This is a genomic window from Nocardioides luteus (assembly GCF_015752315.1).
Lineage (GTDB): Bacteria > Actinomycetota > Actinomycetes > Propionibacteriales > Nocardioidaceae > Nocardioides.
In genome coordinates this window covers 59,485-72,898 of the sequence record NZ_JADOVJ010000001.1, presented here as the reverse complement: position 1 = coordinate 72,898, position 13,414 = coordinate 59,485, and the positions used below count along the sequence as shown (strand labels likewise).

The following is a 13,414-nucleotide window of genomic DNA, read 5'->3' as shown; positions in this document are numbered from 1 at the left end:
GGATATCCTCCTCGATGCCGGGTCTGACGCCGATCGGTGTCAGACTGTCCGGCATTCCGTTTTTGGGTTTGTCTGGAGGCAGAGAAGTGACGCAGGAGTTCGACGTACTGATCGAGGTCCCCAAGGGATCCCGCAACAAGTACGAGGTGGACCACGAGTCGAATCGGCTTCGTCTCGACCGCGTTCTGTTCACCTCCATGATGTACCCCGCAGACTACGGCTACATCGAAGACACCCTCGGCGGGGACGGTGACCCGCTCGACGCGCTGGTCCTGACCCCCTACCCGCTCTTCCCGGGCGTGCTCGTCCAGGCCCGCCCCGTCGCGATGTACGTCATGGAGGACGAGAAGGGCCAGGACGAGAAGGTCCTCTGCGTCCCCTGCGACCCCCGCTTCGACCACATCCAGGACCTCGCGGACGTCGACGAGTGGACGCTCAACGAGATCAAGCACTTCTTCGAGCACTACAAGGACCTCGAGCCCGGCAAGACCGTCAAGGGCTCCGACTGGGTCGGCAAGGCCGCCGCGGAGTCGGAGATCGCCGCCTCCGTCGACCGGTTCAAGAACACCGCTCACTGAGTCCGTCTGCTGACCGAGGCGATGTCCTGAGCTTGTCGAAGGGGGACTCGGTCGGCGGGCGTGGATGTTCACCGAGGTAACTCGGTCAGCATTCGCCGAGCGCGGCGCGCAAGGATTCGTACGTTGCGTCGATCTCGCCCGCAACGCTCGGGACGACCTTCGTCGCGGGGCGTTCCGCCACCAGCTCGGCCAGCTTGGAGGCGTACGCACGCAGGTGCTCGTCGCCACCGGACTCCGCCACGATCTCCCGCACGATCGGATGCCAGGGATCGTTGCCGTCATCGCGTCCGTGAAATCGGCGTAGCGCGTCGTCCTCGACGGCCTCGAGCATGACCTCCACGAACTCCGCGCCGGCGTCGTGCGCCGCCCGCTCGAAGCGTTGGAGCTCGCTGACCCTGGCGAACAGCTGTGGGAGCACCACGTCGCCGGACTCGCTGAGGTATCCGCGAATCAGTCCCAGCGCCGCAGGCCGGATCCGGGAACCGGCACCGAGGAAGTCGTCTCTCCACCCGCTGATGAACGTACGCAGCAGGTCGATGTCACACACCAGCGTGCCGGGGTGGTCGGCCGCGAAGCGCCTGGCGAGTGTCGATTTTCCTACCCCGGGCATTCCGTTGATGAGGATCAGCCTGGCCACCGGACCAGTCAACCACCCGCGGGTGTTCAGCTGGCGATCCGCACTGTCAGCGGCCTATGTCACGTACGACGTGCCGGTGGATGCTCACCCCAGCCAACCCTCAGCCGATCAGATCCTTCGCCCGCAGCAGCTCCTCGGGCACCCCGAAACCGTCGACGAGCAGCCGCGCGTGCGGGCGGAGGTCGCGGCAGAGGCGGTTGACCTCGCCGATGATGGCCTTGGAGCGCTCGGAGGAGAGCCGGCCGTGCTCCATGAACCAGGCGCGGTCGGCCTCGATGACCGAGAGGGCGCTGAGGTCGCAGACGGTGTCCATCAGATCCCGCACCGGCCCCGAGGGCAGCACCCGGACCTTCTCCCGGAACGCCTCGTGGATCAGCCGCTCCACGTGCGCGTGAGCGACCCCGATGACGTGGTCCTGGACGGTCGAGAAGACCTCCCCGGGCTCGCGGCCGGCCTTCACGCCGGACTGCAGGCGCCGGGCGACGCCGGCGAGCATGTGCTCCTCGCGGAAGCGCAGCATCGCCAGGTGGTAGTCGGCGTCGAGGATGTCCGGCTCGCGCTCGCCCGCGATCGGGACGACGTCGCGGACCCGTTCGAGCAGCTTGTGCACGGCGGTGCGCTCCAGGACGGTCTCGACGGCGAGACCGGCGACGAAGCGTACGAGGTCGAGCTGGTCCATCTCCTCGAACTCGCTCGAGTAACCGGTGAGAAGGCCCTTGGCGACCAGCTGCAGCAGCACGGTGTTGTCGCCCTCGAAGGTCGTGAAGACGTCCGTGTCGGCCTTCAGGGCCGCGAACCTGTTGGCGGCCAGGTAGCCCGCGCCACCGCACGCCTCGCGGCACTCCTGGATGGTTCGGGTCGCGTGCCACGTCGCCAGGGCCTTGGTGCCGGCGGCCCGCGACTCGAGCTCGCGCCGGGCGTGCTCGGAGGTCGTGACGCCGGAGAAGACGTCGTGCAGGTCGTCGCGTACGACCTCCTGCGCGAAGCGCAGCGCGTAGGTCCGCGCGACCAGCGGCAGCAGCCGGCGCTGGTGCTGGCCGTAGTCGATGAGCAGCGACTCCTCGGCTTCCGCCGAGGCCTCGAACTGCCGCCGGCGCAGCGCGTAGCGGACCGCGATCGTCAGAGCGACCTCCGAGGCCCGGATCGCGGCGCCGCCGACCGAGACGCGGCCCTGCACGAGCGTGCCGAGCATCGTGAAGAAGCGCCGCCCGGCCGACTCGATCTCGGAGACGTACTCGCCCGCTTCGGTGACGTCGGCGAAGCGGTTCAACAAGGACGTACGCGGCACCCGCACGCCCGAGAACCACAGTCGCCCGTTGTCGACGCCGTTGAGCCCCATCTTGGGCCCGTCGTCCGCGATCCGCACGCCGGGCGCCGGAGCACCGGAGACCCGGATCGGCACGACGAACGCGTGCACCCCGCGCTCCTCGCCGCCGACGACCAGCTGCGCGAAGACGACCGCGAGCTCGCCGTGGGCGGCGGCGTTGCCGATGTAGTCCTTGTACGCATCCTCCCGGGTCGTCTCGATGACGAACTCCTGGGTGGCCGGGTCGTAGGTGGCCACGGTCGCGACGGCGGCCACGTTGGAGCCGTGTCCGTGCTCGGTCATCGCGAAGCAGCCGAGCAGGCGCCCGGAGACGATGTCGGCGAGATAGCGGTCGTGGTGACGGGCGGTCCCGAGCTGCAGGATCGCGCCGCCGAAGAGGCCGAACTGCACGCCCGACTTCACGAGCAGCGACAGGTCCCCACCGGCCATCTCCTCGAAGGCGGCGATGGAGGCGCCGACGTCACCGCCGCCGCCGTACTCCTTCGGGAACCCCAGCCCGGTCAGACCGGTCGCGGAGACGTCGAGGAGCACCTCCCGGACCCGCTCGCGGTACTCCGTCCGCGGCAGCTCCTCAACCTCGCCGAGAAAGTCGGCGCGCTCGATCAGGGACTTGCGTACGTCCTCCCGGACTCCCGCGTATCGCCCGTCGAGAAGTGCGGTCAGTGAGGCTGCATCGATGGCGGTCACGCCACCAGACTAAGCCCCGATCATGCCCGGATCAGGTCAGCTCGTGTGCGACCTTCGCCTCGGCCCCGGCGATCGCCTCGGACTCGGCGACGAGGCGGCGTACGCCCTTGCGCCGGAACTTCTGGTTGGCCGCAAGGCCACCGAAGTAGTAGGCGACGAGCGCGATCATGCAGCCCGCGACGTCGTCGGCGAGGTAGTGCCAGCCGAAGTAGACGGTCGCGACGACGGTGATGCCGAAGTTGATCCAGCCGGCCCAGCGGGCGATCTTGTTGTTGATCGTGGCGTGGATCATCAGCGCCACCAGCAGGGTGATGCCGCAGTGCAGCGAGGCGAAGCCACCGACCGACTGCACGACGTTGGCGTCGACGTCGAAGAGGACATGCTGCCGGGTGAAGACCAGCGACTCCATCAGACTGCTCGCGGGCGTGTCCGGCAGGTCGGCGTAGAGATAGGGGTACTGCAGGCCCGGGCCCACCGTCGGCAGGCAGTAGTAGGAGACCGTGCCGAGGATCCAGGCGATGCACTGCGAGGCGACGAACCAGTAGCCGTAGGCCAGGTTGCGCGACCAGACCAGCCACGCGGCGACCGCGAACGGCACCAGCGGCAGGAACCACATGTAGATGTAGGAGAGGAACCAGGCCACCCAGCCGGTGCCGAGGAGGTCGTGGAGCAGGATCGCCGGGTCGGCGCCGAAGAGCACCGCCTTGTCGATCAGGTGCAGCTCGTGGTCGAACTCGTAGGTCTCCGGCACGACGAACGGCAGGAAGGACTTGAGGTTCCGGTAGCAGACGTAGACCAGGTAGAAGCAGACGATGCCCATCGCCACGAGCGTCAGGCGCTCACGGGTCCAGTGGGTGCGGACCCGCTCCTTGAAGATCGGGCCCATGTCCTTCCACTTGAACTTCGCCAACCACAGCGTGCGTGGCACGAGGTCGACGAGCAGGGCGGCTCCGACGAGGAGGGGCAACCGGAGCCAGGACGGTCCGAGGAAGCCCTCCGGGTCGAGCATGCGCTTGTCGACGATCTGCGCGGTCACGACTGCGATCAGGCCGAAGATCAGCGCGCTACTGACGAGGAAGATCTGAGCGCGGCGATACATAGCCGCTAAGTTTAAATGGCGGGTGGCTGCTCTGCCGATTCGGGGACAACAGATTCTGGAATGGCCAGCCGGTTCGGCTCCACCCGCAGCCTGACCGACTCCCCCGGTGCCGGCGCCGAGTCGGCGACCGCGTCGACCTCGCCGATGTCGTCGAGACGTACGACGAGCCGGTGCTGTTCCGGCGTGGCCCTTGCCGAGACGACGGTGCCGGTGAGCGGCCCCGCCGGGTCGGCGACGAAGGCGGAGCGGCGCAGCGCCACCGCGCCGGCGGGGCTCAGCCCGGCGGCCTTCAGGACCGTGTACGCCGCCGGCCCCTCGAGCACGCGGGCGTACCCCAGGAACAGGGCGGCCCAGGTGTCGGTCGGCCTCGCCCAGACGTCACGGAGGGTCCCCTCCTGCACGAGGCACCCGTCGCGCAGCAGCGCGATCCGGTCGGCCACCGCGAAGGCCTCCTCCTGATCGTGGGTGACCATGAGCGCGGTGGTGCCGGCCTCGTGCAGGATCCGTCGCAGGTCGCCGGCCAGGCGCTCCCGCAGGCCAGCGTCGAGCGCGGAGAGCGGCTCGTCGAGGAGCAGCAGCCGCGGCTCGACCGCTAGCGCCCGCGCCAGCGCGACCCGCTGCCGCTCGCCACCGCTCAGCGTGCCCGGGAGGCGATCCTGGTAGCCACCCAGACCGACGAGCTCCAGCAGGTCGGCGACCCGCTTCTCGCGGTCGGCGGCCGGGATCCGCCGCAGCCGCATCGAGTAGGCGACGTTGCCCGCGACGCTGAGGTGCGGGAACAGCTGCCCGTCCTGGAACATCAGCGCGAACCCGCGTTTGTGCGTCGGCACCCCGCGCATCGACCGCCCGTCCCAGCCGATCTCCCCCGTCGCCGGCTCCAGCCCGGCCACTGCCCGCAGCAGCGTCGACTTCCCCGAGCCCGAAGGCCCCAGCAGCGCCAGCACCTCACCGTCCGCCAGCTCCAGGCTGACGTCCTCGACGGCAGGCTTCCCGTCGTACGCCACCGACACCTCACGCAGCGACAGCATCGCAACCTCGATCCTGCCGGAGCGGTGGTTTTGGTGGCCGAATCGGTAGTTCTGGCGAACCAAACTGCCGTTTCGTCCGCCACAAGTGCGGACTCGGCCCCCAAAGGTGCGGTTTCGGCGGTGCGGTGTTCACAGTGCTCCGATCGAAGGGACGCGGAGACGCTCGACGAGGAGCATCACGACGGCGGTGGCGGCGGCGAGGACACAGGCGGCGGCGAGGGCCATGCCGTAGTTGTCGGAGCCCGGACGGGACAGCAACCGGAGGATGACGACGGGGAGGGTGGGGCGCTCCTCGCGGACGAGGAAGGACGTCGCGCCGAACTCCCCCAGCGAGGCCGCGAAGGCGAAGCCGGAGGAGGCGAGGAGCGGCTTCCAGACGGCGGGTACGTCGACGGTCATCACCGCGCGCAGCGGCCCGGCCCCGAGCCCGGCGGCGGCCTGGCGGAGCCGGTCGTCGACCGATCCCAGGACCGGCACCAACGTCCTCACCACCAGGGGCAACGCGACCAGCGCCTGCGCCAGCGGTACCAGCCACGGCTCGTCACGGAAGTCGAAGACGCCCGAGCCGAGCGTCAGATAGAGCCCCAGCCCCAGGGTGACGGCGCTGACCCCGAGCGGCACCATGAACAGCCCGTCGAGCACGGCGCGCACCCGACGCTCCGCAAGCGTCCGGGACCGACGGGTCACCGCGAAGGCCACCAGCAGCCCGAGCACCAGCGCGACCAGCGTCGCCTGCACCGCGACCGCCAGCGACGTCATCAGCGCCGTGGTGACCGGCACCGGCAGCGGCGGGTCGAACCCGGGGGTCTGCAGGGCGACATAGTTCCCGAGGCTCCAGCGGTCGTCGACCCGCAGCGACCCGAGCAGCAGCGCCAGCAGCGGACCGGCCACCAGCAGGACCAGCACCGACGTGGACAACAGGGCCGGGAGGTCCCGCGGCGAGACCCGCCGGCGGCGTACGACGACCCGGGACTGCGCGGGATCCGGCACCGAACGCAGCCGACCGGCCACGACCAGCAGCCCGACGACGACCACCAGCTGCAGCACCGACAGCACCGCGGCACCGGGCAGGTCGAACAGGGTGAACGTGAGCTTGTAGATCTCGGTCTCGATGCTGTTGTAGCGCACCCCGCCGAGGGTGAGCACGATCCCGAACGCGGTCGCGCAGAAGAGGAAGACCACCGACGCCGCCGAGACGATCGCGGGACGCAGCGCGGGCAGGGTGATCGTCAGCAGGACCCGCAAGGGCGACGCCCCGAGAGCGGCGGCGGCCTCACCGGGTCGCGGGTCGAGCGACTCCCAGGCCGCCCCGACCGCGCGGATCACCACCGAGGCGTTGAAGAAGACCAGCCCGAGGATGATCGCCGTCGGCGTGCCATCGAGACCCAGAGATGCGAGCAGCCCCGCCTCGCCGATGAGCTCGCGGAAGGCGACGCCCACGACGACGGTGGGGAGCACGAACGGCACCAGCAGCCCGGCCCGGATGACGCGCTGCAGCGGAAACGCCAGTCGATGCAGCGCGAACGCAGCCGGCAGCCCCAGGGCGATGCTCAGCACCGTCGCGAGCCCCGAGGACCACAGCGTGAACCAGAGCGCCCGCTGGATCTCCGGGCGCCCCACGACCCGGGACACCACGGACGGGTCGAAGGAGCCACCGAAGAACAGTCCGCGCTGCACCATCCCCGTGACCGGCAGGACGAAGAAGACCGCCAGCACGGCCACCGGGAGGGCGGCGAGCGCGACCAGGGTGCCTACGCGACGGGTGGAGCTCACTGCGCGATCGTGTCACTCCAGGTCGCCAGCCACGCTTCCCGGTTCTCCTCGATCTCCTTCGGCTCGACGGAGAGCGGCGAGGTGGGCTGCTGGGCGAACTTCGCCCACTCGGCGGGCAGCTTCACGTCGGAGGAGACGGGGAAGACGTACATGCTCTCCGGCAGTGCCCCCTGCACGCTGTCGGAAAGCATGAAGTCGATCAGCGCCTGTGCGCCCTCGGGGTGGTCGGCACCCTTCAGCACACCGGCGTACTCGACCTGACGGAAGCAGGTGTCGAGCAGAGCGGCCGTCGTGGTCTTGCCGTCCTTGACGGTGAAGGCCGGCGAGGAGTCGTAGGAGACGACGATCGGACGCGTGCCCTTGCCGCCGCCCTGGGTGAAGTCGGAGTAGTAGGCCTGGTCCCAGCCGTCGACGACCTTGGCGCCGTTGTCCATCAGCTTGCCCCAGTAGTCGGCCCAGCCGTCCTCGCCGTACTCGGCGACGGTCGCCAGCAGGAATGCCATCCCGGGCGTCGACGTCGCCGCGCCAGGGGTCACGAGCAGGTCCTTGTACGCGGGCTCGGCCAGGTCGTCGAGCGACTTCGGCGGCGTCAGCTTCTTGGCCGCGAACCACTCGGTGTCGATGTTGACGCACACGCTGCCGTTGTCGACGGGGGTGAGGAAGTGCTCCTCGTCGCCGGGGAGATTGAAATCAGAGACGCCCTCGGGGATCTCGGACGGCGTGTAGGCCTCCAGCGCGCCCTGGTCGATCGCCCGGCTGGCGAAGGTGTTGTCGACGCCGAAGACCGCGTCACCGTCGGGGTTGCCGGTGTCCAGGGCGATCTTGGTGGTCAGCTCGCCGCCGTCGCCCGCGTGCCGGATCTCTGCGGTGTAGCCGGTCTTCTCGGTGAACTCGGCCAGCACCTCCTTCGGCAGCGTGAAGCTGTCGTGGGTCAGCAGCACCACGGTCTTGTCGTCGGCGCCGCTCGACTTCTCGGCGTCCGGCTTCGCGGGGGTGCCCCCGCACGCGGACAGCAGCAGCGCCGAGACCGCAGTGATCGCAGTGGCAGTGATGGCAGGCGTACGCATGCGCACTCTGACTCCCTTCGCCGGTGTCAACCGGAGCAGGTTCGGAGGGTCTGCGGCGCTGTTCGCCGCACTCTCAGGCCTCCCGGCCTCCCCTGTCTGTTCCGGGCAACACTACTTGCTTGCGAGAATCCACCCATGACCGACGTCTCCATCTCGTCCTTCGACGACCTCACCCCCAAGACCGCGTACGCCCTGTGGCAGCTGCGCCAGGAGGTCTTCGTCGTCGAGCAGGACTGCCCCTACCTCGACCTGGACGGCCGTGACCTCGAGCCCGGGACGCGTCACGTGGTGCTGACCGACGGCGACCGGCTCGCCGGCACCGCCCGCATCCTCGACGACGGTGACGTGTGGCGGATCGGCCGCGTCGTCCTCGCCCCCACCCACCGCGGCCAGGGCCTGGCGGACGTGATCATGAAGGCTGCCGTCGAGGCCGTCACCGACCGCGACATCGTCCTCGACGCCCAGTCGCCGCTGGCCGGCTGGTACGCGAAGTTCGGGTTCGTGAAGGACGGCGAGGAGTTCCTCGAGGACGGCATCCCGCACACCCCGATGCGGCTCAGGCGCTGACGGCGTCGACCGGGGCGAACAGCACGCTCGCCTCGGTCTCCTCGCGGGTCGCGAGACCGCGAGCGACCAGCAGCTCGAGGTGGGCCTTGGTCTCCATGACCGCGAGGCCGGCGTTGAAGTAGTCGAGCTCGGCGAAGGCGCGCTCGTGGCGGGTCCAGCCGAGGTCGTTGGCGACTTCGAGGGCCGAACGTCGCCCGAGACGCAAGGAGGCCAGCGACTGGGCGAGCCGGGTCTCGTGATGGGCGAGGAGCTCGTCGACGCGGGCGTGCGACGAGGTCGCGACGGGGCCGTGAGCGGGCAGAAGCTGCAGGTCGGGCAGGGAGCGGACCTTGGTCAGCGACGCCATGAAGTCGCCGAGCGGGTCGATGACCGGAACCGGCTCGAAGCCGATCGACGGGGTGATCGTGGGCAGCACGTGGTCGCCGGCGAACAGGACCGAGCCGGCCAGGTCTGCGTAGACGTAGTGACCCTGGGTGTGACCAGGGGTGTGCACGGCGTCGAGGTCGCGGCCGGCCACGTCGAGGCGTACGTCCCCTTCCAGCCAACGCGAAGGCATCCGCCAGTGCGAGAGATCGGGCGGCGGAGGCGGGTTGGCGGCCCACTTCTCGGCCAGCTCGGGTGCGCCGGCATGAGCCAGGAGGCGGTCGGTCGAGATCCAGCCGTCGAGGTCGCCGTTGGTGAGCTCGAGGGTGGGCCGTTCGCCGGCGCCGAGCAGCACGTCGGCGCCGAACTCCTCACCCAGCACCGAGGCGAGCGTGTAGTGGTCGCGGTGCACGTGGGTGACCAGGAACCGCCGGACGTCCCTGAACGCGAAGCCGAGCTTCTTCAGCCCGCTCTCCAGCGCGGCGCGCCCCTCGGTGATCGCCCAGCCACCATCGACCAACGAAAGGCCGTCAGAACCCTCGAGGACGTAGATGTTGACCGCCTTGAGCCCGTCCATCGGCAGCGGCAACGGGATCCGATGTACGCCGTCGGCGACCGTCCATGCTCCCGGAGCGGACCAGTGCTCCCCCGAGTCAGGCGAGATGGCGGTGGCTGTCGACTGACTCATCAGGCTCCTTCGGTCGGCCCTGGAGTTCGACCTTTCCAGAGCCAGAGGAGACCCAGGATCGGCAGCAGGGCAGGAACGAAACCGTATCCGCTCCCGAACTTCGACCATACCGATGCATCCGGGAACCAGGACGGCACGACCAGGGACAGGACACCGACGACGAACACGCCGGCCAGCTCGACCCACAGCATGATCTTCGCGAAGCCCGCCGACCCGGCAGCAGCCCGGCGGATCGCGAACCAGCCCGCGACGTACGTCGCCGCCGCGACCACCGAGAGCGAGTAGGCGATCGGGGCCTCGTCGAAGCGGGTGAGGACCTGCACCAGCGACCGGGCGCCCGCGGCGAGCACGAAGATCGCGTAGACGGTCAGCAGCACCAGGTGTGGACCGGAACGGGTCTTGGCGGGAGCGGTCTCGGTCACCGGACCATCATGACGCGTACGGCCACGACCCCCGTCGCCAGGGCCGCCGCCGCGATCACGCCCGAGGACCAGGCCGAGCGGTCCTCACGCATCGTCTGCAGGGCCAGCGGCATCAGGCACACGAGCGCGCCCACGTAGCCCAGGAAGGTCGACAGCGACTCCGGCTTGCGCCCGGCCGACCAGCCCGCCAGCGCCCCGATCGCGAGCACGACGGCGAGGATCTCGAGCATCCACGCTAGCTGATCGAGCCACCGCGGACGCGGAGCCTTCAGGACGAGGCCGACGACGGCCGCGATCGTCACGAACGCGGCGTACGCGGCCACGATGATTCCGATCGGAGTCAGGGCGTCCACGTGCCAATATTCTCTGATGACCTCCGTCGTTCCCGATTCGGGGCTCGTCGCCCGCCTCCGCGCCGCCGGCTGCGTCTTCGCCGAGGAGGAGGCGGCCCTCCTCGAAGAAGCACCGGTCTCGCCGCAGGAACGAGAGGCGATGGTCGTACGCCGCGTGGCCGGTGAGCCACTGGAGCTCATCCTGGGCTGGGCCGAGTTCTGCGGGCTCCGGATCCGGGTCGCGCCCGGGGTGTTCGTGCCCCGGCAGCGCTCGGCGCTGATGGTCGACCTCGCTGTCCAGGGGATTGCGCACCGCACGACCCGGAGGGTTCTCGACCTCGGCTGCGGGACCGGAGCGCTGGGCGCGGCCGTCGCGGCCCGGGTCCAGGGCGCGGAGGTCTGGGCCACCGACATCGACGCGGCCGCCGTCGCCTGTGCCAGGCGGAACCTGCCGCCGGACCGGGTGCTCCTCGGCGACCTCTACGCCCCGCTCCCCCGCGACCTCGAGTTCGACGTGATCGTGGCCAACGCCCCCTACGTCCCGAGCGACGAGATCCGGAACATGCCGCCCGAGGCGCGCGATCACGAGCACCACGTGGCGCTCGACGGCGGAGCCGACGGGCTCGAGGTCCAGCGGCGCGTGATCGAGCAGGCTCCGAAGCATCTGGCACCCGGCGGCGTACTCGTCATCGAGGCCGGCCAGGAGCAGGCGCCCGTCACCGCGAGCCTGATGCGGGCGCAGGGGCTCGTCGCGCAGATCCATCACGACGAGGAGCTCTACGCGACGGCGGTGACCGGAACAGCCCGCTGAGACACCACAAAAGCGAGGCGTCCCTCTGATTGCACACCACCCCCGCAGTGTGCATTCAGAGGGACCTCCACCCAGTTGATGAATCCCCCCGGATCAGCCACCAACTTTGTGTGAGAGGTCGTCCACCCCCCACCGGTGGACGACCTTCTCGCCGATGAAACGGACGACCCGCCGACCCATGACGCGGGTTGGGAAGAATTTCTTCGGGAATCGCGTCAGACTTCCGATATGCAGGCTTACGGTCTGACCCATCTGGTGCCGTTGTCCCTGCTCACAGCGGGGATCGTGGCCGTGGTCTGGCTGGGCAGGCGGCAGCGGGACGACCTGGATCCGTCGAGATTCTCCCGAGCATTCGCGCTCGCGATCCCGCTGACGATCATCCCGCTGCAGGCTCACGAGTGGGTCACCGACTTCGACCTGTTCATCGATCTGCCGATCCATCTGTGCGACATGGCGTGGATGGCGGCGACGGTCGCGCTGTGGACCCACCATCCCTACCCGACGGCGCTGACCTGCTTCTGGGGTCTCACGCTGACCACCCAGGGCGTGTTCACCCCGGACGTGAGGGACTTCCCGGAGGTCAGCTACATCACCTTCTGGGTCATGCACCTGATGGTGGTGCTCGCCGCGGTCTACCTGGTCTTCGGGCTCAAGCTGCTCCCGCGCTGGCGCGACTACGGCTGGGCGGTCGTGACCACGGCGGCATGGGCTGCCGCGGCGTACGTCCTCAACCTCGTCCTCGACGCCAACTACGGCTACCTGCGCTACAAGCCGCCGTCGGACTCGCTGCTCGACGTGCTCGGGCCGTGGCCGCTCTACATCCTCAGCGAGATCGTGCTCGTCGCGGGCGTGTGGGCGCTGGTCACCGCGGGGATGCGGGTCTGGGCGCGTCAGGAGGGGTCGACGAGGATGCCGGTGCGCTCGTAGTCGGCGAGGGCCGAGGCGTACGGCGCCAGGTCGATGCCCTTCTCGCTCACCCAGCCGTCGTCGTAGTAGGACGAGCGATAGCGATCCCCGGAGTCGCACAGCAGCGAGACGACGCTGCCCTGGGCACCGGCGTCGACCATCTCGCGTACGACACCCAGCGATGCCCACACGTTGGTGCCCGTCGAGGGGCCGACCGAGCGGCCCATCCGGTTCGAGAGCCAGCGCATCGTCGCGATCGAGGCCGCGTCGGGCACCTGGACCATGTCGTCGACGACCCCGCCGACGAAGGACGGCTCGACCCGCGGTCGGCCGATCCCCTCGATGCGCGACGGCATCCCGGTGGCGTGGTCGGAGGTGTCCATCTCCCAGCCGCCGTAGAAGGCGGAGTTCTCCGGGTCGGCGACCATCAGCTTGGTGGGGTGCCGGCGGTAGTGGAGGTAGCGGCCGATCGTGGCCGAGGTGCCGCCGGTGCCGGCCGAGACGACGATCCAGGTCGGTACCGGGTGCCGCTCCTGCGACATCTGGTCGAAGATCGACTCAGCGATGTTGTTGTTGCCGCGCCAGTCGGTGGCCCGCTCGGCGTAGGTGAACTGATCCATGTAGTGGCCGCCGCACTCGCGGGCGAGACGCTCGGCCTCGGCGTACACGTCCGCGGCGCGGTCGACGAAGTGGCAGGTGCCGCCGTACCACTCGATCAGCGCCACCTTCTCCTTCGACGTCGAGCGCGGCATCACCGCGACGAACGGGAGACCGAGGAGCCGGGAGAAGTACGCCTCGGAGACCGCGGTCGACCCCGAGGACGCCTCCACGACCGTCGCGCCCTCGTGGAGCCAGCCGTTGCAGACGGCGTAGAGGAACAGCGACCTCGCCAGGCGGTGCTTCAGCGAGCCGGTGGGGTGGACGGACTCGTCCTTCAGATAGAGGTCGATGCCCGGACATCCCGGCAGCGGCACGACGTGCAGATGGGTGTCGGCGGAGCGCTGGGCGTCGGCCTCGACGCGGCGTACGGCTTCGTCGATCCAGGCGCGATGGGAGTCAGAGAGGCGTGGCACCGGCCGAGCGTAACTCCACCCTGAACTACCACCGGCATGTGCGGTGAGCCACAATG

General features: G+C 69.5%; 14 protein-coding genes and 1 riboswitch. Of the genes, 4 read left to right on the top strand and 10 right to left on the bottom strand.

Translation table 11 applies throughout. From position 1 onward, the window contains the following. Positions 1–86: 86 nt before the first annotated feature. The gene (locus tag HD557_RS00355) at positions 87–578 is read left to right on the top strand and encodes an inorganic diphosphatase (protein ID WP_008354957.1); all 492 of its coding nucleotides are present in this window, start codon (positions 87–89) and stop codon (positions 576–578) included. Positions 579–663: 85 nt separating this feature from the next. Here HD557_RS00355 and HD557_RS00350 read toward each other — a convergent pair whose 3' ends face one another. The 6 genes from HD557_RS00350 to HD557_RS00325 all read right to left on the bottom strand — a co-directional run bounded on the left by HD557_RS00350 (position 664) and on the right by HD557_RS00325 (position 8,196). Further along, complete coding sequence (locus HD557_RS00350; RefSeq protein ID WP_196872417.1) at positions 664–1,215, bottom strand: AAA family ATPase; 552 nt, start codon at positions 1,213–1,215, stop codon at positions 664–666. A 100-nt stretch (positions 1,216–1,315) separates the two neighbouring features. Further along, a complete protein-coding gene (locus HD557_RS00345) occupies positions 1,316–3,229 on the bottom strand; it encodes an acyl-CoA dehydrogenase family protein (protein ID WP_196872416.1) in 1,914 nt (637 codons plus the stop codon). A gap of 31 nt (positions 3,230–3,260) precedes the next feature. After that, the gene (locus HD557_RS00340; protein WP_008354962.1) at positions 3,261–4,328 is read right to left on the bottom strand and encodes a phosphatase PAP2 family protein; all 1,068 of its coding nucleotides are present in this window, start codon (positions 4,326–4,328) and stop codon (positions 3,261–3,263) included. An 11-nt stretch (positions 4,329–4,339) separates the two neighbouring features. Then, positions 4,340–5,356, bottom strand: a complete 1,017-nt coding sequence (locus HD557_RS00335) for an ABC transporter ATP-binding protein (RefSeq protein ID WP_196872415.1) — start codon at positions 5,354–5,356, stop codon at positions 4,340–4,342. A gap of 129 nt (positions 5,357–5,485) precedes the next feature. Next, entirely contained in the window at positions 5,486–7,129 is a 1,644-nt protein-coding gene (locus HD557_RS00330; protein ID WP_196872414.1) for an ABC transporter permease, read from the bottom strand. Further along, positions 7,126–8,196, bottom strand: coding sequence for a thiamine ABC transporter substrate-binding protein (locus tag HD557_RS00325; RefSeq protein ID WP_040754586.1), 1,071 nt, complete (start codon positions 8,194–8,196; stop codon positions 7,126–7,128). The genes HD557_RS00330 and HD557_RS00325 overlap by 4 nt, the downstream gene beginning before the upstream one ends. After that, positions 8,192–8,300, bottom strand: a riboswitch (TPP riboswitch). (Overlaps the previous gene by 5 nt.) Positions 8,301–8,331: 31 nt before the next feature. Between HD557_RS00325 and HD557_RS00320 the strand changes: the two genes are divergently transcribed. Next, complete coding sequence (locus tag HD557_RS00320) at positions 8,332–8,763, top strand: GNAT family N-acetyltransferase (protein WP_008354970.1); 432 nt, start codon at positions 8,332–8,334, stop codon at positions 8,761–8,763. Here the strand turns inward: HD557_RS00320 and HD557_RS00315 are convergent. The 3 genes from HD557_RS00315 to HD557_RS00305 are packed head-to-tail and all read right to left on the bottom strand — an operon-like array spanning position 8,753 to position 10,589. Beyond that, positions 8,753–9,814: an MBL fold metallo-hydrolase gene (locus HD557_RS00315; protein WP_196872413.1), complete on the bottom strand. Its 1,062-nt coding sequence runs from the start codon at positions 9,812–9,814 to the stop codon at positions 8,753–8,755. The two genes, HD557_RS00320 and HD557_RS00315, sit on opposite strands and share 11 nt — an antisense overlap. Beyond that, a complete protein-coding gene (locus HD557_RS00310) occupies positions 9,814–10,236 on the bottom strand; it encodes a hypothetical protein (RefSeq protein WP_008354974.1) in 423 nt (140 codons plus the stop codon). Before HD557_RS00310 ends, HD557_RS00315 begins: the two co-directional genes overlap by 1 nt. Beyond that, a complete protein-coding gene (locus tag HD557_RS00305) occupies positions 10,233–10,589 on the bottom strand; it encodes a hypothetical protein (RefSeq protein WP_196872412.1) in 357 nt (118 codons plus the stop codon). Before HD557_RS00305 ends, HD557_RS00310 begins: the two co-directional genes overlap by 4 nt. A 16-nt stretch (positions 10,590–10,605) precedes the next feature. On the opposite strand from HD557_RS00305, the gene HD557_RS00300 reads away from it, so the two are divergent. Both HD557_RS00300 and HD557_RS00295 read left to right on the top strand, forming a co-directional pair. Continuing rightward, complete coding sequence (locus tag HD557_RS00300; RefSeq protein ID WP_231380117.1) at positions 10,606–11,379, top strand: putative protein N(5)-glutamine methyltransferase; 774 nt, start codon at positions 10,606–10,608, stop codon at positions 11,377–11,379. Between the two features lie 228 nt (positions 11,380–11,607). Continuing rightward, positions 11,608–12,306: a YwaF family protein gene (locus tag HD557_RS00295; protein WP_196872410.1), complete on the top strand. Its 699-nt coding sequence runs from the start codon at positions 11,608–11,610 to the stop codon at positions 12,304–12,306. Here HD557_RS00295 and HD557_RS00290 read toward each other — a convergent pair. After that, positions 12,270–13,358, bottom strand: coding sequence for a PLP-dependent cysteine synthase family protein (locus tag HD557_RS00290; RefSeq protein WP_008354983.1), 1,089 nt, complete (start codon positions 13,356–13,358; stop codon positions 12,270–12,272). The two genes, HD557_RS00295 and HD557_RS00290, sit on opposite strands and share 37 nt — an antisense overlap. Positions 13,359–13,414: the final 56 nt, after the last annotated feature.

Coding starts and splice junctions, on each gene's coding strand:
- HD557_RS00340 (WP_008354962.1), bottom strand. CDS start 4,328: ATGTATCGCCGCGCTCAGATCTTCCTCGTCAGTAGCGCGCTGATCTTC.
- HD557_RS00335 (WP_196872415.1), bottom strand. CDS start 5,356: ATGCTGTCGCTGCGTGAGGTGTCGGTGGCGTACGACGGGAAGCCTGCC.
- HD557_RS00325 (WP_040754586.1), bottom strand. CDS start 8,196: ATGCGTACGCCTGCCATCACTGCCACTGCGATCACTGCGGTCTCGGCG.
- HD557_RS00320 (WP_008354970.1), top strand. CDS start 8,332: ATGACCGACGTCTCCATCTCGTCCTTCGACGACCTCACCCCCAAGACC.
- HD557_RS00315 (WP_196872413.1), bottom strand. CDS start 9,814: ATGAGTCAGTCGACAGCCACCGCCATCTCGCCTGACTCGGGGGAGCAC.
- HD557_RS00300 (WP_231380117.1), top strand. CDS start 10,606: ATGACCTCCGTCGTTCCCGATTCGGGGCTCGTCGCCCGCCTCCGCGCC.
- HD557_RS00295 (WP_196872410.1), top strand. CDS start 11,608: ATGCAGGCTTACGGTCTGACCCATCTGGTGCCGTTGTCCCTGCTCACA.